The organism is Streptomyces tateyamensis, from assembly GCF_003205575.1.
GTDB classification, from domain to species: domain Bacteria; phylum Actinomycetota; class Actinomycetes; order Streptomycetales; family Streptomycetaceae; genus Kitasatospora; species Kitasatospora tateyamensis.
The window spans coordinates 59056-76924 of sequence record NZ_PYBW01000030.1; the positions used below are offsets into that span (position 1 = coordinate 59056).

Below are 17869 nucleotides of genomic sequence, written 5' to 3' on the forward strand. Positions count from 1 at the left end.
TGCCGCGCGCGGGCTTGTCACCTGAAGAGGACGGGAAGGACTTCTTACGTGCGTACGGAGGAGCAGGTGGGTGGCGTGCCCCGTGGCCGACGTCCGTGGGCGGCAGATGGGCGCCTTCGCGCCACCGGTGACATGCTCGACTGCAGGAGGTGGGCGGTCGTGAATGAGAGCAGGACACCATCCGACGGGTCAGCCGGGGCACCGACGCCCCAGCCCGGCGAGCTTGCCCGCCGCGTCGCGCTGCGGCGTGGGCAGCTCGGGCTCAGCCGCGAGGAGCTGGCGCACCAGGCTGGCATGGCGCCGCGCTACCTCCAGCTTCTGGAGGAACTCGGAGGCGACTTCGACACCGGCGGTCTCCTGCGGCTGGCGGCCGTCCTGGAGACCACGCCCCGGGAACTGCTCGAAGGCAGCACCGATGGCCCTCCCGGCCAAGGCGCAGCTGCTCCCCGGCCCATTCTCTGGAAGCTTGAGCCCGAGGAGTGTCGGGACCGGCTCGGAACGCACGGGGTCGGCCGCGTGGCACTGTCCACGCCCGCAGGGCCCGCTGTACTCCCGGTCAACTACACCGTTCTCGGCGGCGCGATCGTCTACCGCACGGCCCCCGACACCGTGACAGCGGCTGCGGCGGGCAGCGAGGTGGCCTTCGAGGTGGACCAGGTGGACGAGGCCCTGAGGCAGGGATGGAGCGTTCTGGTCGTCGGCAGGGCAGAGCGCGTCACCGAGCCCGACGCAGTTCAGCTGCTCACCGAGCAGGCCGCTGCGGAGCCGTGGGCGGGCGGGAAGCGTGACCTGTGGGTCCGCATCAACCCAACTCGCGTCACCGGCCGCATCATCCGAACCTGAGCCTCGAGACTGCTGAGCCAGTCGCGCCCGGCGGGCAAGGCCGATTCGCGGAGCAGATCGCCTGTTCTGGCAGCCGCGCGTCGGAAGCCGCCGCGCGGCCTGCTCTACCAGCGCCCCCGGCATGCCAAGGCCAGCTCTCGGCGAGGCGGGCCTTGGCAGCGGTGTGTCACTCGTGAGCGGCCGGCCGCTCAGCCGCGGGTACGCCGTTGGCGGCCAGGAGGGCGGTGCCGGTGTGGATGTTGGCCGGGTCTGCCGCGGCCGTCATCAGGCGCTCGGCGATGGATGCTTCGGTGTCGGGTGGAATCACCAGCAGTTCCAGGCGCCGCGGGATGAAGGAGCAGACCATCACCTCGTCCGCGTCCTGCTCCTGCTCGAACCATCCGATCTGGATGACATGGCCGGTGACCGGGACCTCGCGGGGGATGACCGGCCAGTGCGTCGGGTTCACGGTGACGCGGATGATCCGTCCCCAAGTCGGGTCCATCTCCGCTGCGAGCGCCGGAAGTTCGCGTAGGAGGTCGTGCGAGCGGGGCCACCAGGCGCCGTCCAGCCTGCCTGGAGTGACACCGGTGGGTGTCAGCGAGACCCGAGCCGGCAGATCGGGGGGCGCGGGGCGGTTGGTCACCGGGTTGAAGGGCATGGCCATCTCGAATACCTGCCTCGGACTCGTCGCGGACTACCCGGTGCCGCCGATGATCGGCGACACCGCATGTCATGAAGAGGCCACGTGAGCCGACCACGACCTCGTTCCAACGTACTGCGCACCCAGTCGGCGGGCATCCGTACCAGGAGTCTGCCCGGGCCGCACCACCGGATCAGCGCGCAGACTCCTCCACACGGGCAGTCACTCCTCGGTCGGTCGGTGCGGTCGGTGACGGATACGACCCCGTCGACGGAGCGGCACAGGCGCAGCACGATCGGGACCAGCCGGCGTGGTTCGATGGTGCCGCTGAGGACGACACGTCCCTGCGCGACCTCGACCCCGATGGCGGCCGGGCTAACGCCCTCGACCTGTCCGAGTACGCCCTGCACGATGTCGTGCCGGATGACCTGGTCGTCGCGCAGGAACACCTGGATCAGGTCGCTGCGGCTGACCATTCCCGCAAGTCGGCCGTCCCCGTCGACGACGGGCAGTGGCTTGATGTGATGGCGGGCCATCGAGCGGGCAGCGGCCACCACGCTGGCGCTCGGCGTGCTGCACACCGCGGGGCTGGTCATCAGCGCCTGCGCCGTGTCGGCGCCGGTCCGGTCCGGGCCTCCGGCTTGCGCGGGCGTTGGGGGCAGCGGGGAGGACGGGTCCTCCTGGGCTGCCTGGGTGCGCATCAGATCGGCTTCCGAGACGATGCCGACCGGCCGATCGGCATCGTCGACGACCGGGACGGCGGTGATGTCGAACTCGGTGAGCAGGGTCAGGATCTCGTGGAAGCAGGTGGCGGGTGCGACGCGGACCACTTGGCGGGTCATCACGTCCCGGACCGTGCGGTGGCGCATGGCTCACCTCACTCCGAGACGTTCTGACTGCCGCTCAGGTCCAGCGTCTCCGCGACCGGGCGGCGGGGTGTGGCAGGTCCGGGCGGACCGTATCCCAGGCGCAGGACGAGCTGGACGTGGCCGGGTCCCTTGGCCGGGTCGCGCAGTCCCCAGCGGGTGTCGGGCCACTCGACGGCCTGGTGCAGGACCGAGACGCGCACGCCCTGGACCGTCGCCAGCAGCCACACGCGCTCCAGGGCCTGTCCGGCGCGCAGCCAGTCGGCCGGGAGGTCGGCATGGGTGGTGAGGGTGGCCAGTTGGGGCAGCGCCTCGAAGCGTTGGGACCTTGTGGCGTCCGTCGACGGGCGGCCGGTGAAGCTGCGCATGGGCACCCGGGCTTCGTGGTCCTGCGGGCCGAGTGCGGTCGGCGGGATGCCGTCCGTCGCTGGCTGCTCCAGTCGCAGCCAGCTGCGGGTCTCGGCCATCCGGGCCAGGTCGGTGTCGGTGCGCCGTTCGGCCTGGGCGGTCAGTGACAGGACCCGGCGCACTCCGTCCTCCTCCAGCGGGGAGAGCGCAGTGCCTTCGTCGAGCGCCGCCGCCATCAGTTCGCCGAGCACCGTCTCGGGGACGTCACGGTTGGCGAACGGCTGGCGGCTGGAGTGGCGCTGCGTGATCGCCGGGTAGAGGTCCCGCCCGTAGGGGTGCGGGTCGGTGGCGGGCTGGGAGAGGTCCAGTACGGCGACCAGCTGTGGGTCGCCTCCGTCGGGAAGCAGCCGTACGGATGGCTCCCGTCCGAGGTGGAGGGCGGCGAGGCGCAGGTTGAACAGGGCTGCGCCCAGCGAGATGTGCAGGGCCCTGCCGTCGGGGTCGGTGAGGGGTACGGCCCGCTGTGGATCGGCGGACAGGCACAGACCTCGCGCATCGGAGGCCGGTCGGAAGCGCCACGGCTGGCTGTTGTGCAGCGACGGTGCCGCGCCGCCGGCTTCGGCCAGCAGGCGCAGGTCGTCGGGGGTGAGGGCTTGCATGATCATGGTCGTTCGCTCCTGGCCGGCAGGACGTCAGTCGTGCGGGGTGGGGTCGTCCGTCCAGGAGTCGGCCCTGCCGGCGCGCAGCAGTTGCCGGCCGAGGTCGACCAGGGCGCGGCCTGCCGCGTATTCGTCGCCGATCTCGGGGACGGGCGTGTCGTGCGGGTTGCGTCGGGCGGACGTGTGGCTCTGCAGCGTGTTGTCGCCGGTGTCGAGGACGGCGTGGACCTTGGTGGTGTCGCCTTCCTCGAAGAGGTCCAGTCGCAGCGTCCACTGCTTGGTGCGTGTCTCGGTTGCGGTGCGCTCGTTCACGGCCAGGTACATCCTTCCGTCTGCCCTCCAGGGGCACTGCTGTGCGGGCTGGTGCGGATCGGTGCCGGGAACTGGTGGCCCGCGATCGCTGAGGGCCGGTTGGCGGCGGTGCGCCGGCTCTCGTAGGTGACGGGTTGGGAGTGCTCGGGCATCCTGCGTTCGCGCTGCCGCACGATCGTGACTCTCAGGTTCGGCATGACAACCGCCTCCTGCGCTCGCAGTCGCCTCCAGCCTGCCCTGTCGGTGTCCTGCCGGGCTTGGGCCCTTCGGCCCTTCGTCGGGTGCCGGACGGGTCCGTTCGGGCTGTTCGTTCACGGTGCTCGCCGTCCATGTTCGGCGCCGATCCGGCGGGCGTGGGCGACGATGCCGGCGGCCGCGTGTTCGCTCACGCCTAGGGCGCGGGAGAGCTGGCGGGCACTCCAGCCGTGGCGGGCCAGCAGCACGGCCAGCGGGTGGTGGCCGGTGTCGGCCGCGGGTTCGGGGAGGGCCGGCGCGGTTGGAGCGGGCCGCGGCGCGGTGGGTGGGCTTGTGTGGCGGCGCAGCAGGGCCCGGCGCAGTTCGTCCGCGCCCCAGACGACGAACGGGAAGGGCAGCACTGTGGCGAGCTGGAGCGGGGTGAGGGCTGCGGTGCCGAAGACGGAGTGCAGCGGCGGCAGGTAGATGAGGGCGGCGGCGAAGGTGAGCGAGAAGGCGATGCCGCCGAGCAGGTAGTGGTTGCTGAACACTCCCAGGGAGCGCAGCGAGGCGTGCTCGGTCCGTACCGCGAAGGCGGTGCCGATCTGGCAGGCGACGATGCCGAGCCAGGTGACGGTGGTGGCCTGCTGGTAGGTGAGGTGCAGTGCGGTGCCGGCGCCGGTCGGATCGCCTGGGTGCCAGCCGCCGCGGCTGAGGGTGAGGAAGTAGCCGCCCATGACGAGGGCGGTCGAGATCAGTCCGAGGAAGCCCCAGGCGCGGGCGAGCATCACCGGCTGGATGACGCCTTCGCTGCGCGGGCGGGGCGGGCGGTCCATCAGCCCGGGTTCGGCCCTCTCCCGGCCAAGGGCCAGCGCGGGGAGGGTGTCGGTCCCCAGGTCGATGGCGAGGATCTGCATCACCGTCAGCGGCAGCGGGATCATGCCGCCGGCCAGGGCGAACACCAGGAACGGGACGACCTCGGGGACGGCGTGGGTGAAGATGTAGACGATGAACTTGCGGATGTTGTCGTACGTCCGCCGGCCCGCCTCCACGGCGGCGATGATGGTGGCGAAGTTGTCGTCGGTGAGCACCATGGTCGCCGCCTCGCGCGCGACGTCCGTGCCGGATCTGCCCATGGCGATGCCGATGTCCGCGCGGCGCAGCGCCGGTGCGTCGTTGACACCGTCTCCCGTCATGGCGACGGTGTTGCCCGCGGCGCGCAGCGCGTCGGCGATCCGCAGCTTCGCCTCGGGCGAGGAACGGGCGAAGATCACTTCTTCGCCGCGGGCGAGCAGGATGTCCAGTTCGGGCTCGCTCATCGCCTCCAGTTCGGTGCCGGTGACGATGCGCATGCCGCGGTGGCCGATGCCGACCCGGGCGGCGATGGCGGCGGCGGTCAGGCCGTTGTCGCCGGTGACCACGTGCACGGTGATCCCGGCCCGGTGCGCCAGTTCGATCGCGTGGGCGACCTCGGGGCGCGCCGGGTCGGCCATCGCGACCAGCCCGAGGAGGCAGAGGTGCTGCTCGGCATCCTCTCGGCCGCCCGGCGGCGACTGCCCGGGCGCCAGGCGTCGCCGGGCCACGGCGAGCACCCGCAACCCCCGTTGGGCCAGCGAGCCGACGGTGCGAAAGACCTCCGCCCGGTCCGCGGAGGTGAGCGGGCGCTCACCCCCGCGGTCGAGGACGGCATCCGCGTGGACGAGGAGTTCCTCCGGCGCGCCCTTGGTGTGCAGGACCACGGCATCGCCGTTCTCGGCATCGGCGGTGGTCATCAGTTTGATCCGCGGGTCGAAGCGGAACATCGCCCGCCGCTGCCGGTCGCGCTCCTCGGGCGGCCGCTGCTCGCCGAGGCGGGCGGCGAGGTCGATCAGCGCGAGCTCGGTGGGGTCACCGGTGGGGTGCCCGTCCGGGCCGGCGGCCGGCGTCGCGGTGGTGCAGGCAGCAGCCGCTGCGGCCAGCAGGTGGACCTGCTCCGGCACGGCGGCGGGGACGGCATCGCCGAGGTCGCACTCACCCCCGGGAGTCCAGACGGTGGTGACCCGCATCCGGTTCTCGGTCAGAGTCCCGGTCTTGTCCGTGCAGACGACCCTGGTCGAGCCGAGCGTCTCCACGGCGGACAGCCGCTTCACCACCGCGCCGCGCCGCGCCAGCGCGCGGACCCCCGAGGCGAGGGCGAGGGTGACCGTAGGCAGCAGGCCCTCCGGCACGTTGGCGACCAGCAGACCGATCGCGAACGCCACCGTAGCCGTCAGCGACAGCCCGGACGCCAGGCCCAGCGGGACGAACGCCACACCCACACCGACCGCGATCACCGCGATCAGCCTCGCCACCCGCTTGACCTGGTGCTCCAGCGGGCTCTCCTCACGCTGCGTGCGCTGGCTGAGCGCCGCGATCCGACCCAGCTCCGTGTGCATCCCGGTGGCAGTGACGACCGCCCGCGCCTGCCCGCCGGTGCACGTCGTACCCGTGAAGAGCAGCTCGCGGGCCTGGAGCAGCGGGCCGGAGGAGTCGACGAAGTCGGCGGAGCGGAACACCGGGACCGACTCGCCGGTCAGCGCCGACAGGTCCACCTCCACCCCGCCCGACAGCAGCCGGGCATCGGCACAGATCCGGCTGCCCTCCTCCACCACCAGCACGTCACCGGGCACCAGAGCGGTCGCCTCGACCTCCTGACGCACCCCGCCCCGGACCGCCGCCGCCCGGTCGGGCAGGAACGCCGCCAGCGCCTCCACCGCCCGCTCCGCCTGCTGCTCCTGCGCGAAGGCCAGGAGAGCGTTGAGCACGATCACGGCCAGGATCGCCAGCGCGAGCGCCAGTGCGCCGGTGGCCGCGGCGAGGACGGCGGCCAGGGCCAGCAGCAGGGCCAACGGCTGGGTGAACTGCTGGGCCAGTTCCCGGGGCCAGCGCCGCCCGCCACGGCGTGCCAGCGTGTTCGGCCCGTAGACCGTCAGCCGGCGTGCCGCCTCGCGCGCCGCCAGCCCCTGCGGGGAGGTCCGCATGTCGCGCAGGAGCACGGACAGCGGCTCACGCGGGTCGGGAGAACCGGGCTGCTCGGCACTGTCCGTGGAGGCTTGTTGCGGTGGGAGCTGTTCCGTGCCTGCCATGTCCCGCTCACTCCGCCGGCTGTTCCACGGGCCCCGGGTGATCGTCGCGAAGGACGCTCCAGGAGATCGGGCCGAGCAGATCGGCCAGGCGTTGCAGGACGTCGCGGAAGAGGTCGTCGACGGCGAGCAAGCCGACCGGCCGCTCGCCGTCGAGGACGGGCAGGCGTCGCAGGCCGCTGCGCCGGAAGAGTCGGTAGGCGGTCTCCAGGTCGTCGGCGACGTCGAGGGTGACCACGGGCGTGGACATGAACTCGCTGACGGGCGTGTCCGGGGCCAGGCCGCGGCCAAGGGTGAGGATCGCGAGGTCGCGGTCGGTGAGGATGCCGCACAGGTGCTCGCCTTCGGCGACCAGCAGGCATCCGACGGCCTCATCGTCCATCCGCAGGGCCGCCTGCCGGGCCGCGGTTCGGGGAGCGACGACGACCGGCGGAGTGGTCATCAGGGCGGACACCCTCATCGCGGTGCTCCGCCGTTGCGCGTGGTCGCGCTCTGGTCGTCGTCGGCCTGCGGTGTCGGTCCGCCACTGATGAGGGTCCGCACGTCCACGACGCTGGGAACCGCTCGGGCCAGCAGGTCCAGAACGCCGATCGGGGCGGGGTCCGGGACCGTGCCGCGCAGGGTGACCAGGCCCTCCTCGACCTCCACATCGATGCCGGTCGCGTCGGCCGGGAGCGGGTGCGCGAGCAGGGCGCGGCGAACGTCGCCCGCGATGTCCTCGTCCGAGCGCAGGTAGACCTTGAGCAGGTCGCCACGGCTGACGACGCCGATCAGCTGCCCCTCGGCGTCGACCACGGGAAGGCGCTTGACGCGGGCGTGCACCATGGCCCGGGCAGCCTGGGCCAGGGTGGCATCGGGGTGTACGGTGATCGCGGGGAAGGACATCAGCTGCCCTGCCGTCACCACGTGGGCCTGCTGCTGGAGGGTCGCATCCGCTGCCCGGTCGGACGGGGGCAGGACGGCGGCCCTGAGTTCCTCCCGTGCCAGCAGGTCGGCCTCGGACACCACGCCGACCACGCGTCCGTCGCCGCCCAGCACCGGCAGCGCGCTGATCCGCCAGTTGCGCAGGTTCTCCACGATCTCCTCGAACGGTGCATCGCGGCCCACCGCGATCACGGCATGGGTCATGACGTCGCCGACGGTGTGCAGATGCTTCATGGCGTCCTCCGTACGGTGTGGCCGATCACCGGGACCCCTGTGTGGACTGCGCACTGTAGCCGGGGCGCCCGCCGACCCGTGCACGAGATCGCGGTCAGGCGCTTCAGGCGTCTGCGCCCCGGCCGCGCGGACCGCGACATGGCCTGTCCTGAGGCGATACGGTCGGTGCACTCGTCACTCCCATGATCCTCCCGGTGCCGTCCTGCGGCACGCGGGCTCTGCGGTGGCGGCCACGGCGGGCGGCGGCCACGCTTGAGACACCTGATGCCGGCCGCGATCGAGCTACCTTGCCAGGCGGGCTCACCGAGAGGGTGCCGCGCAGTCACAATCAGCCTGTCGGGCTGCCCGAAGCCTCGTCCGCCGACCGCTCTGTCGGTCGGCGCGCCGGTGCGACCCTTGTGGAATGCCGCGTGAACCTGAGGCATGGCGATGGAACTGACCCCTTCGAGCACATCTCTGCCGGCGCCGACCACGGGCGAATCACGACAGGGGGCCCTGCTGGTGGGGCTTCTGGAACATGCCGGGCTCCCGCAGGCCCTGCTCGTCCTTCTGGCCGACGGAAGCCGCGTGGTCACCCAGCCGCTGGAGGAGACCGCGGCCCGGCGTCTGCTTGCCGTCGTCTCGCATCGCCTGCGCGCCGCCCACGGGCAGCACCGCTCACTGGTGCGCTGGCTGGACCCGCCGACGCCGGTGCACGTCGAACTCGCCGCGGTACCCGGCTGTCTGCCCGTCGTCCGCTCCATCAGACGCGCCGCGTTCGCCGGCTTGGGTCGGTAGGTCCGGCGCGAGACGGCCTGCCCCGCGTGATTCGGCGTGCTGTCCGGTGGTGGGACGCAGGGTGTCAGTGGTGGGGTGTGAACGGGCCGACCATGCCGCGGGTGAGGGACTTTCCGAGGTCGAGGTCGGTGTCGTCGGTGGTGTAGCCGAGGGTGTGGTGGACGGCGACGACACCGTCGACCGATCGGCAGAGCCGTTCGACGATCGGGATCAGGCTCTTCTGCTCGACGCTGCCGGCCAGGGTGACGACGCCGTCGTGCACGGTGACCTGCACCGCGGTGGGGGCCAGCCAGAGGGTCTGACCGAGGACGTCGTGAGTGATCTCCTCGCGGATCGCCGAGTCGTGGCGCAGGAATAGCTGCAGCAGGTCGCTCCTGCTGACGATGCCGACCAGCCGCCCGGCCTCGTCGACCACCGGCAGTCGCTTGACCTTCTCACGGTCCATGACCCGGGCCGCCTCGACGATGCTCCAGTCGGGCCGGGCGGTGACGGCGGGGCTGGTCATCAGACCACCGGCGGTTTCGGCTTCGGCGCGGGCTCGGTCGTGCGGGCTCAACCGAAGCCCGGCGGCGTGGCCCTCGGGGTCCGGCTGGACGGCTTCGTTGCGGAGCAGGTCCGCCTCGGAGACCATCCCGAGCGGGTGGTCCCGGTTGTCGACGACGGGGACGGCGGTGATGTCGTTGCGGTGGAACAGTCCGGCGACCTCCTTGAACGGGGTGTCAGGCCGGGCGGTGACGACCCCCTGGGTCATCACGTCGTGGACGGTGCGGTGTTGCATGGCTCTCACGCCTCCTGGGTGCGGATTCCTGCCGGGGGCACGATCGCCCTCCTGCTCCCAGACTGCGCGCATGCCGCCGCTCCGGAACAGGGCCGATCGGTCCCTGCGCAGCTACCGGGCGACCCGGCTTCCTGCGTGGACGGCCACCGGTCAGGACGCGCAGTCCCGGCAGATCGGCTGACCGTTGCCGTCCTCGCCCGCGAGCCGGCTGCGGTGGTGGACCAGGAAGCAGCTCGCGCACGTGAACTCGTCCTGCTGTTTCGGCAGGACACGGACCGTGAGCTCCTCACCGGAGAGGTCTGCCCCTGGAAGCTCCAGGCCCTCGGCGGCTTCGAACTCGTCGACCTCGACCGTGTCGCTCGACTTGTCCTTCCGGCGGCTCTTCAGCTCCTCGATGCTGTCCTCGTTCGAGTCGTCACTGGTCTGGCGTGGGGCGTCGTAATCGGTTGCCACAGCGGTACCTTCTCGTCGGGTGAGGATTCGGTGCACCAGACTGCCCTGCCGCTTCGGCGGAAGAGCCAGGCAACCCGCGCCCATTCGGATGACGTACACCGACCAGCCCTGGAGTGGCTGCATGCCGCTGCTCCGGGCAGGGTGGGAGGCGGGTTTCCGAGCGCCGGAGGCGGTGGACGATGAGTGACGACCTGATGGCCGCGCCGCGGATCGTGGTGGGGGTCGACGGGTCCGACCCGTCGAAGGCGGCGCTGTGGTGGGCGGTGCGGGAGGCGGGACTGATCGGCGGCGTGGTCGAGGCCGTCGCCGTCTGGGAGTACCCGTCCGCCTGGTACGGCTGGACGCCTCCGCAGGCGGAGGTCTTCGACTACGAGAAGATCACGAGTAAGACCCTCGTCGAGAGCATCGACCGGGCCATCGGCCCCGACCGGCCGGTGGAGATCCGCACCCGGGTGGTCCGGGGCCACCCCGCCGCCGTGCTGCTGGATGCCGCTCAAGGGGCACGGCTCCTGGTGGTGGGCAACCGCGGCCACGGCGGGTTCACGCAGGCGCTGCTCGGCTCGGTCGCGCAGCACTGTGTGCAACACGCCCCCTGCCCGGTCGTCGTCATCCGCGGTCCGGGAGACGGCAAGGACGACTGAGGCCTGACCCGCCCGGGGCACCGCCTCGGACGCAGGTCGGGGCGGTGCCCCGTCCCGAGCGCAGAGAGGATGTCAGTGGACCGTCCATCCGAAGCCGATTCCCCGCACGTGCCGCAACTGGAGCTGGACGACCTGTTGGAGGAACTGCAGGCGAAGCTGGACGTGGCGCGCGGGACTCGGGACCGGGTGCACGGCCTGCTGGAAGCGGTGCTGTCGGTGGGCCGGGACCTGGAGCTGGGCCAGGTGCTCCAGCACATCGTGGAGGCCGCGGTGGAGCTGGTGGACGCCGAGTACGGGGCGCTGGGGGTGATCGGCGAGGACCAGTGGCTGTCGCAGTTCATCCCCGTGGGCCTGAGCGAGGAGCAGATCCGACGGATCGGCCCGCTGCCGGCCGGGCACGGTCTGCTGGGCGAGCTGATCCGCCACCCCGAGGCGCTGCGCCTGGCAGAGCTGTCCGAACATCCGTCCTCCTACGGAATTCCGGCCCATCACCCGCCGATGCACAGCTTCCTGGGGGTGCCGATCCGGGTTCGGGACAAGGTCTTCGGCAATCTCTACCTCACCGAGAAGCGCGGGGGTGGGGCGTTCGAAGCCGAGGACGAGTCGGTGCTCGCGACCCTGGCGGTGGCAGCCGGGGTGGCGATCGACAACGCCCGGCTGTACGCCCAGGCGCGGTTGCGCGAGCGGTGGCTGCTGGCGACCGGCGAGCTCACCAACAGCCTCATGTCGGGGCATTCGCAGGAGGAGGTGCTGGATCTGCTGGTCGCGCGGGCCGGTGAGATCGCCGGCGCCGATCTGACCGTGGTCGCCCTACCGCTTCCAGGCTCCCACGAGCTTGAGGTGCGGTTCGCGGTCGGCCTGGGAGCGGAGGCGCACCGCCGGTTGGTCCTGCCGGTAGAGGGTTCCTTCGTTGGGGCAGCGGTCCGCAGCGGGGGGCTGGTCACCAGCGTCGATGTGTGCACGGACCCGAGGATCACGGCGGGTCCGCCGCGGTGGGATGGCCTGGGCCCGGCGGTGGCTGTGCCGATCGGCACGACCGGGGGCGGTGTGCGCGGGGTGCTGATGCTGGCCCGGGCGGCCGGCCGGCCGGTGTTCGAGTCGCAGGAGTGCGCTCCGCTGCCGGGCTTCGCGGGACAGGCGGCGGTGGCGATGGAGCTGGCCGAGCGTCGCCGGGACTCCGAGCAGGTGGCCCTGCTGGAGGAGCGCGACCGTATCGCCCGGGATCTTCACGATCTGGCTATCCAGCGGCTCTTCGCGACCGGGATGACCCTGCAGGGCGCGGCCCGCTTGATCGAGCATCCGGAGGCCGTCGAGCGGGTGCGGCGGGCCATCGACGATCTCGACGACACCGTGAAGACCATCCGGTCCACCATCTTCGGGCTGCGGGCCAGGCAGGACGGCCCGGCCGGCAGTGGCCTGCGGGCCGGGATGGTGGCGGCGGTCCAACGGGCCGCCGCCACCCTGGGGTTCGCCCCAGCCCTGCGGATGCAGGGGCTGGTCGACCTCCGGGTGTCTCCGCCGCTGGCCGAGGAGGTCCTGGCAGTTCTGGGGGAGGCGCTGTCGAACGTCGCCAGGCACGCGCAGGCCCGAGCGGTGGATGTGGTGCTGGCTGTGGACGGGGAGTTGGCGCTGACCGTCACCGACGACGGGGTCGGCCTGCCGGACGGCGGACGTCGCAGCGGCCTCGACAATCTCGCCGCGCGGGCGGCGAGGCTCGACGGGACCTTTCGCGCCCGCCTGGGCCCGACGGGTGGCACACGTTTGGAATGGCGGGTGCCGCTGCACGTGCTCGGCGAGCCGGATCGGGGTTCAGGGTGAGTGGCGCGGGTGCCACATGCCGTCAGCTCTTGAGGCTGGCGGCTCGAGTCTGGTGGCGAGGACGGCGGCCTGGATCCGGCGTTCGACGCCCAGTTTGGCGAGGATCCGCGAGATGTGGTTCTTCACCGTCTTCTCGGCCAGGTAGAGCTCCCGGCCGATCTGGCGGTTGGTCTCGCCCTTGCCGATCAGGGCCAGCACCTCCTGCTCCCTGGGGGTGAGGTCGGCCAGCCCGGGACCGGCGGCGGGTTCGTCGCGGTGGCGCAGGCTCGCCATCAGGTGGGCGGTGGTCGCCGGGTCGAGCATCGACTGGCCGGCGGCGACAGTGCGCACCGCAGTGACTAGGTCGGCGCCCTTGACCTCCTTGAGGACGTAACCCGCGGCGCCAGCCATGATCGCGTCCAGTAGCGCGTCGTCGTCGTCGAACGAGGTGAGCATCAGGCAGGTCAGCTCCGGCAGCCGGGAACGCAGTTCCCGGCAGATGCTAACGCCGTCCCCGTCGGGCAGCCGGACGTCCAGCACGGCGACCTGGGGCCGCAGCGCGGGCACCCGGGCGAGCGCCTGCGCGCAGGTCCCGGCCTCGCCGACCACCTCGATGTCCCGCTCCGCTTCCAGCAGGTCGCGCACCCCACGCCGGACCACCTCGTGGTCGTCGAGCAGGAACACGCGTATGGAATGGTCACAACTCTCGCTCGTGTCCATTGGTGCTCCCACCCGGGCAGATCTGGAAGTGTCATCTTCGAGTGTGCCGGGAAGGCCGACACCTGGCCCGTCGAGGGGAGCCGTCGGGCGTTGGCGACACGCTTCGTACGGTGGTCCCATAGAAGCAACAGGAACAGCCCGGACGAAGGCACGGGAAGCGGCCGACGGACTCCCACCGGTCCCGTGGGAGGCGGCTGGGTCCGTCGACACCGCGCGCCCGCGATGTCGTCGCGGTGTCCTGTCGGCCACGTCGAGCACTGCCCAGTAGACCTGACCTGATGCACCATCAGTGTTGCTCGATGGCAGGGGCCGTCTATCACTCCCGTATCAGCGGAGGTAGTCATGTCCTCGACCCGTCGTGTCATCCGGTTCTCCGGGATCGGCCGCGCGGACGTGAACGTCGTCGGCGGCAAGAACGCCTCGCTCGGGGAGATGGTCGTCAACCTCGGTCCTGCAGGTGTACGGGTGCCCGACGGCTTCGCGAGCACCGCCGACGCCTACCGGGAGTTCCTCGACACCGGCGGTCTGCGTGGGCGGATCGTCGAGCAGATCGCGCTGCTGCACGGGGGTGCCCCGCTCGACGAGGTGGGTGCCGTGATCCGTGCCGCGATGCTCAGCACACCGCTACCAGCCGCCCTGGAGCGGGAGCTCGCCGACGCGTACGCCGGCCTCGCTCGGGAGGCCGGCCGGGTGGACCCGGACGTCGCGGTGCGCAGCAGCGCCACGGCTGAGGACCTGCCGGAGGCCAGCTTCGCCGGGCAGCAGGACACCTACCTCAACGTGGTGGGCCGCGAGGCGCTGCTGGATGCCTGCCACCGCTGTTACGCGTCGCTGTTCACCGACCGGGCGATCGACTACCGCGAGCGGATGGGTTTCGACCAGCTCGCGGTGGCGCTCTCGGTCGGCGTGCAGCTGATGGTCCGCTCCGACCTGGCCGGCGCCGGGGTGATGTTCACGCTGGACACCGAGAGCGGCTTCCCGGACGCGGTGGTGGTCAGCGCGGCCTGGGGACTGGGCGAGACGGTGGTCAGCGGACAGGTCGACCCCGACGAGTACCTGGTCTTCAAGCCACTGCTCAAGGACCCCGACCTGAACCCGGTGATCCACGCCGAGACCGGGGCCAAGCGCCGCAAGGCCGTCTACGCCGACGAGGGGCTGACCCGCACGGTGGACACCACCGCGCAGGAGCGCAACCGCCGGGTGCTGGACGAGGCGGAGGTGCGCACACTCGCCCGCTGGGGCGTCGCCATCGAGCAGCACTACGGCTGTCCGATGGACATCGAGTGGGCCAAGGACGGCCGCACCGATGAGATCTTCATCGTGCAGGCCCGACCCGAGACCGTGGTGTCCCAGCGGCGCGCGACAATGCTGCACCGCTTCCGGCTGACCGGCACCGGCGAGCTACTCGTCGGCGGGATCGCCGTGGGCGAGGCGATCGGCGCCGGCGCGGTGTGCGCGCTGTCCACCCCCGTCGAGCTGGAGCGCTTCCCCACGGGGGCGGTGCTGGTCACCGGGATCACCGACCCGGACTGGGAACCGATCATGAAGCGGGCCGCCGCCATCGTCACGGACCACGGCGGCCGCACCTCGCACGCGGCCATCGTCAGCCGGGAGTTGGGCGTGCCCGCGATCGTGGGTACGGGCCGGGCGACCGAGCTGCTGCACGAGGGCCAGGAGGTCACGGTCTGCTGCGCCGAGGGTGAGGACGGACACGTCTACGCCGGACTGCTCGACTACGAGCAGTCCGAGATCGACCTTGCCGGGCTGCCGCGGACCCGCACCCGGGTGATGCTCAACCTGGCCGACCCGGCAGCCGCGTTCCGCTGGTGGCAGCTGCCGGCGGACGGCGTGGGGCTGGCCCGGACGGAGTTCATCGTCGCCCACCAGGTCAAGGTCCACCCGATGGCGCTGGTACACCCCGAACGCCTCGACCCCGAGGAACGGCGCCAGGTGGACGCGCTCACCGACGGCTACGCCGACCGCACCCGCTACTTCACGGACCGCCTCGCCCAGGGCGTCGCCCGGATCGCCGCCTCGCGCTGGCCCGACCCAGTCGTGGTGCGCACCAGCGACTTCAAGACCAACGAGTACGCCAAACTGGTCGGCGGCCGCCCCTTCGAGCCGGTCGAGGCGAACCCGATGATCGGCTGGCGGGGCGCGAGCCGCTACTACAGCGAGGGCTACCGGGAGGGCTTCGCGCTCGAGTGCCGGGCGCTGCGCCGGGTCCGCGACGAGATGGGCCTGACGAACGTGGTGGTGATGATCCCCTTCTGCCGCACGCTGGAGGAGGCTGATCGGGTGCTGACGGTGATGGCCGAGGAGGGGCTGTCGCGGGGTGGGAACGGGTTGAAGGTGTACGCGATGGCGGAGATCCCGGCGAACGTGATTCTCGCGGCGGAGTTCGCCGAGTGCTTCGACGGCTTTTCCATCGGCAGCAACGACCTCACCCAGCTCACCCTCGGCGTGGACCGTGACTCCGAAGACCTCGCGCACCTCTTCGACGAGACCAACCCCGCCGTCACGCGGAGCATCGAGACCCTGATCGCCACCGCCCACGCGGTCGGCCGCCCGGTCGGCCTGTGCGGCCAGCGGCCCAGCGACGACCCGGCGTTCACCCGCTTCCTGGTCCAGGCCGGGATCGACTCGATCTCGGTGGCACCGGACAGCTTCGTCGCGGTGAAGCAGCACGTGGCCGCCGCCGAGCAGGACTGACACCTCCACGGGTTCGACCGTTCGGCCCCACGTCGGCATGCCGTTCCCCTGACGCCGGGGGAGACTGACGCCGTACCTGCCCGGGAAAGGGGCCGACCATGGCGATGGCAGCGGCGTACGGCGAGCGAGCGCTCGCCGCGCCCGTCGATCTCAACCACACAGGGCATTATGTCCACTGGGGTGTGGTGCAGATCTCGGTGGCGAACCTGGTCGTCATCGGCCTGATGGTGCTGGTCTTCGCAGCGGCGGTGCTGCTGCCGTTCCCGAAGGGACGGGGGCGCAGATGAGCGAGCCCGCGACGCCGCAGGACGTCCGCTCCGGCGGGTGGACCGGGGCGGTACGCCGCTACGCCGTCCGTACCCTGCCGCCCGAGAAGCTGCTGCCCGACAGCCAGCCCGCGTACATGGCCTCCTGGATCTACGTCTTCGGCGTGCTCACCGTGTCGGCGCTGGTCGTGGTGGTGGCCACAGGATGCCTGCTCTCGCTGGAGGGCCCCGGCTGGTGGCACGTCTCCGGTGTCGGGAAGTACGTCAACAGCCTGCACCTGTGGAGTGTGGAGCTGTTCATGTTCTTCATGGTGATCCACCTGTGGGGCAAGTTCTTCATGGCCGCCTGGCGTGGCCGGCGGGCGATGACGTGGATGACCGGGGCGGTCTGCTTCCTCGCCTCGGTCGGCGCCGCTTTCACCGGCTACCTGACGCAGCAGAACTTCGACTCGCAGTGGATCTCCGGGCAGGCCAAGGACGGCCTCAACGCGGTCGGCATCGGCGCCTGGTTCAACGTCCTGGACTTCGGCCAGATGCTGATGTGGCACATCGTGCTGCTCCCCCTCGTGTTGGGCGGGTTGACAGGCTGGCACGTCCTGCTGGTCCGTCGCCGCGGGATCGTACCGCCGATCGGCGCCGTGGCCCCGGAGCCTGGCGCCGTCCAGGGGCGGCTGTGAAACCGCTCTCCCGCCGTGCGGCGGAGCCCGAGTCCGCCGCGTTCCCGACCCGCCCGTACGACCTGCTCAAGGAGTTCACCGTCGCGCTGGTCGCGGTGGCACTGCTGACGGCCGGCCTCGCCGCACTGTTCTCCTCCCCGGACGACAAACCGGTCACCCTGGCCGCCTGGTCCGCCGCCGCCCCCAACGACTTCACCGCGACGGCCGTCGCCGAACTCGGCGCCACCAGCACGACGGCGCAGTACGGCCCGCCGTACAACGACACCCCGGGCGCGGGCCAGAGGATCGGTCCCCTCGGCCTGCAACGGGCCGCTGGGGTGCGGATCCCGGTCGACACCGCCGAGGACTTCGTGCTGCGCCCGCTGCGCCAAGCCCCCGAACCGGCCGACGTCACCGCGGCTCTGGCCGCCTGGAGCGCCGCACCGACTGACCAGCAGCAGATGTGGACCGCGGCCTACTCCGACGCGCTCGGCAAGGCCCCGGACGGTGACCCCGCCCAGGTCGCCCACGGCGACTACGGACCCGTCCCGGTACTGACCGGGCGCCTGCTGACACTCGCCCAGGCCGGTGGCCTGGACGGACAGCTGCTGGCCCAGGGCCACTTCTACCAGACCGACTACACCAAGCCCTTGCTCTTCCTGGCCGACGGAACCTACCTGGCGGGCCTGGCCGACGGCCAGCACCTGTCCGGCGACCAGTGGGGCATGATGAACGAGACCGGGAACTACCCCGGGCAGGCATGGCTGTGGCTGTACACCTTCTGGTACCAGGTCGACCCGTTCAAGACCTCGACCAACGCGGACGCCCTGATCTGGGCGCTCATGGCGGTGCTCAGCCTCGGTCTCGTCCTGGTGCCGTTCATCCCCGGCGTCCGGTCCGTCCCGCGGTGGACGAAGGTGTACCGCCTGATCTGGCGAGACCACTACCGCCAGCAGCGGTAGCGACTCGGGCCTCGTACGGGGGGC

General features: G+C 71.6%; 19 protein-coding genes. 8 read left to right on the top strand and 11 right to left on the bottom strand.

Going from position 1 to position 17869, the window contains the following annotated elements:
- Window positions 1–159 precede the first annotated feature (159 nt).
- On the top strand, window positions 160–843 hold the full coding sequence (locus C7C46_RS09705; RefSeq protein WP_245984318.1) for a helix-turn-helix domain-containing protein: 684 nt from the start codon (window positions 160–162) through the stop codon (window positions 841–843).
- A gap of 166 nt (window positions 844–1009) precedes the next feature.
- Here the strand turns inward: C7C46_RS09705 and C7C46_RS35870 are convergent, their stop codons facing one another.
- The 7 genes from C7C46_RS35870 to C7C46_RS09740 all read right to left on the bottom strand — a co-directional run bounded on the left by C7C46_RS35870 (window position 1010) and on the right by C7C46_RS09740 (window position 8083).
- Window positions 1010–1489 carry a DUF5994 family protein gene (locus C7C46_RS35870; protein WP_110667842.1) on the bottom strand — a complete coding sequence of 160 codons (480 nt, stop codon included), beginning with the start codon at window positions 1487–1489 and terminating at the stop codon, window positions 1010–1012.
- Window positions 1465–2334, bottom strand: coding sequence for a CBS domain-containing protein (locus C7C46_RS09715; protein WP_110667844.1), 870 nt, complete (start codon window positions 2332–2334; stop codon window positions 1465–1467). Before C7C46_RS09715 ends, C7C46_RS35870 begins: the two co-directional genes overlap by 25 nt.
- A gap of 8 nt (window positions 2335–2342) precedes the next feature.
- Entirely contained in the window at window positions 2343–3344 is a 1002-nt protein-coding gene (locus C7C46_RS09720) for an Acg family FMN-binding oxidoreductase (protein WP_110667846.1), read from the bottom strand.
- A 27-nt stretch (window positions 3345–3371) separates the two neighbouring features.
- Window positions 3372–3650, bottom strand: a complete 279-nt coding sequence (locus C7C46_RS09725) for a dsRBD fold-containing protein (protein ID WP_425470045.1) — start codon at window positions 3648–3650, stop codon at window positions 3372–3374.
- A 311-nt stretch (window positions 3651–3961) separates the two neighbouring features.
- On the bottom strand, window positions 3962–6928 hold the full coding sequence (locus tag C7C46_RS09730; RefSeq protein ID WP_110667850.1) for a cation-translocating P-type ATPase: 2967 nt from the start codon (window positions 6926–6928) through the stop codon (window positions 3962–3964).
- Between the two features lie 7 nt (window positions 6929–6935).
- Complete coding sequence (locus tag C7C46_RS09735; RefSeq protein ID WP_245984319.1) at window positions 6936–7367, bottom strand: CBS domain-containing protein; 432 nt, start codon at window positions 7365–7367, stop codon at window positions 6936–6938.
- 14 nt (window positions 7368–7381) lie between these two features.
- The gene (locus tag C7C46_RS09740; protein WP_110667854.1) at window positions 7382–8083 is read right to left on the bottom strand and encodes a BON domain-containing protein; all 702 of its coding nucleotides are present in this window, start codon (window positions 8081–8083) and stop codon (window positions 7382–7384) included.
- A gap of 423 nt (window positions 8084–8506) precedes the next feature.
- Between C7C46_RS09740 and C7C46_RS34235 the strand changes: the two genes are divergently transcribed.
- A complete protein-coding gene (locus tag C7C46_RS34235) occupies window positions 8507–8860 on the top strand; it encodes a hypothetical protein (protein ID WP_146259036.1) in 354 nt (117 codons plus the stop codon).
- A gap of 64 nt (window positions 8861–8924) precedes the next feature.
- Here C7C46_RS34235 and C7C46_RS09745 read toward each other — a convergent pair whose 3' ends face one another.
- Together C7C46_RS09745 and C7C46_RS09750 are read right to left on the bottom strand one after the other, a co-directional pair.
- Window positions 8925–9638 carry a CBS domain-containing protein gene (locus C7C46_RS09745; protein ID WP_110667857.1) on the bottom strand — a complete coding sequence of 238 codons (714 nt, stop codon included), beginning with the start codon at window positions 9636–9638 and terminating at the stop codon, window positions 8925–8927.
- A gap of 150 nt (window positions 9639–9788) precedes the next feature.
- Entirely contained in the window at window positions 9789–10091 is a 303-nt protein-coding gene (locus tag C7C46_RS09750) for a DUF4193 domain-containing protein (protein ID WP_110668156.1), read from the bottom strand.
- A gap of 179 nt (window positions 10092–10270) precedes the next feature.
- Between C7C46_RS09750 and C7C46_RS09755 the strand changes: the two genes are divergently transcribed.
- Window positions 10271–10732 carry a universal stress protein gene (locus tag C7C46_RS09755; RefSeq protein ID WP_181442276.1) on the top strand — a complete coding sequence of 154 codons (462 nt, stop codon included), beginning with the start codon at window positions 10271–10273 and terminating at the stop codon, window positions 10730–10732.
- A gap of 72 nt (window positions 10733–10804) precedes the next feature.
- Here C7C46_RS09755 and C7C46_RS37280 read toward each other — a convergent pair whose 3' ends face one another.
- On the bottom strand, window positions 10805–10987 hold the full coding sequence (locus C7C46_RS37280) for a hypothetical protein (protein ID WP_281278534.1): 183 nt from the start codon (window positions 10985–10987) through the stop codon (window positions 10805–10807).
- A 15-nt stretch (window positions 10988–11002) separates the two neighbouring features.
- On the opposite strand from C7C46_RS37280, the gene C7C46_RS09760 reads away from it, so the two are divergent.
- Window positions 11003–12550 (top strand): sensor histidine kinase, encoded by a 1548-nt coding sequence (locus tag C7C46_RS09760; protein WP_281278535.1) that lies wholly within the window; start codon window positions 11003–11005, stop codon window positions 12548–12550.
- Here the strand turns inward: C7C46_RS09760 and C7C46_RS09765 are convergent.
- On the bottom strand, window positions 12542–13249 hold the full coding sequence (locus C7C46_RS09765; protein ID WP_110667860.1) for a response regulator: 708 nt from the start codon (window positions 13247–13249) through the stop codon (window positions 12542–12544). The two genes, C7C46_RS09760 and C7C46_RS09765, sit on opposite strands and share 9 nt — an antisense overlap.
- Window positions 13250–13591: 342 nt before the next feature.
- Here C7C46_RS09765 and ppsA point away from each other — a divergent pair, with 342 nt between their 5' ends.
- The 4 genes from ppsA to C7C46_RS09780 all read left to right on the top strand — a co-directional run bounded on the left by ppsA (window position 13592) and on the right by C7C46_RS09780 (window position 17845).
- Complete coding sequence (ppsA, locus tag C7C46_RS09770) at window positions 13592–15961, top strand: phosphoenolpyruvate synthase (protein WP_110667862.1); 2370 nt, start codon at window positions 13592–13594, stop codon at window positions 15959–15961.
- Window positions 15962–16059: 98 nt separating this feature from the next.
- Window positions 16060–16248 (top strand): hypothetical protein, encoded by a 189-nt coding sequence (locus tag C7C46_RS34240; RefSeq protein WP_146259037.1) that lies wholly within the window; start codon window positions 16060–16062, stop codon window positions 16246–16248.
- Window positions 16245–16904 (top strand): cytochrome b N-terminal domain-containing protein, encoded by a 660-nt coding sequence (locus C7C46_RS09775; RefSeq protein ID WP_110667864.1) that lies wholly within the window; start codon window positions 16245–16247, stop codon window positions 16902–16904. Before C7C46_RS34240 ends, C7C46_RS09775 begins: the two co-directional genes overlap by 4 nt.
- Window positions 16901–17845: a hypothetical protein gene (locus C7C46_RS09780; protein ID WP_110667865.1), complete on the top strand. Its 945-nt coding sequence runs from the start codon at window positions 16901–16903 to the stop codon at window positions 17843–17845. Before C7C46_RS09775 ends, C7C46_RS09780 begins: the two co-directional genes overlap by 4 nt.
- Window positions 17846–17869 lie beyond the last annotated feature (24 nt).

Coding starts and splice junctions, on each gene's coding strand:
- C7C46_RS34235 (WP_146259036.1), top strand. CDS start 8,507: ATGGCGATGGAACTGACCCCTTCGAGCACATCTCTGCCGGCGCCGACC.
- ppsA (WP_110667862.1), top strand. CDS start 13,592: ATGTCCTCGACCCGTCGTGTCATCCGGTTCTCCGGGATCGGCCGCGCG.
- C7C46_RS09745 (WP_110667857.1), bottom strand. CDS start 9,638: ATGCAACACCGCACCGTCCACGACGTGATGACCCAGGGGGTCGTCACC.
- C7C46_RS09765 (WP_110667860.1), bottom strand. CDS start 13,249: ATGGACACGAGCGAGAGTTGTGACCATTCCATACGCGTGTTCCTGCTC.
- C7C46_RS09775 (WP_110667864.1), top strand. CDS start 16,245: ATGAGCGAGCCCGCGACGCCGCAGGACGTCCGCTCCGGCGGGTGGACC.
- C7C46_RS09740 (WP_110667854.1), bottom strand. CDS start 8,083: ATGAAGCATCTGCACACCGTCGGCGACGTCATGACCCATGCCGTGATC.
- C7C46_RS35870 (WP_110667842.1), bottom strand. CDS start 1,489: ATGGCCATGCCCTTCAACCCGGTGACCAACCGCCCCGCGCCCCCCGAT.
- C7C46_RS09735 (WP_245984319.1), bottom strand. CDS start 7,367: ATGACCACTCCGCCGGTCGTCGTCGCTCCCCGAACCGCGGCCCGGCAG.
- C7C46_RS09730 (WP_110667850.1), bottom strand. CDS start 6,928: ATGGCAGGCACGGAACAGCTCCCACCGCAACAAGCCTCCACGGACAGT.
- C7C46_RS09720 (WP_110667846.1), bottom strand. CDS start 3,344: ATGATCATGCAAGCCCTCACCCCCGACGACCTGCGCCTGCTGGCCGAA.
- C7C46_RS34240 (WP_146259037.1), top strand. CDS start 16,060: ATGGCGATGGCAGCGGCGTACGGCGAGCGAGCGCTCGCCGCGCCCGTC.
- C7C46_RS09755 (WP_181442276.1), top strand. CDS start 10,271: ATGAGTGACGACCTGATGGCCGCGCCGCGGATCGTGGTGGGGGTCGAC.
- C7C46_RS09715 (WP_110667844.1), bottom strand. CDS start 2,334: ATGCGCCACCGCACGGTCCGGGACGTGATGACCCGCCAAGTGGTCCGC.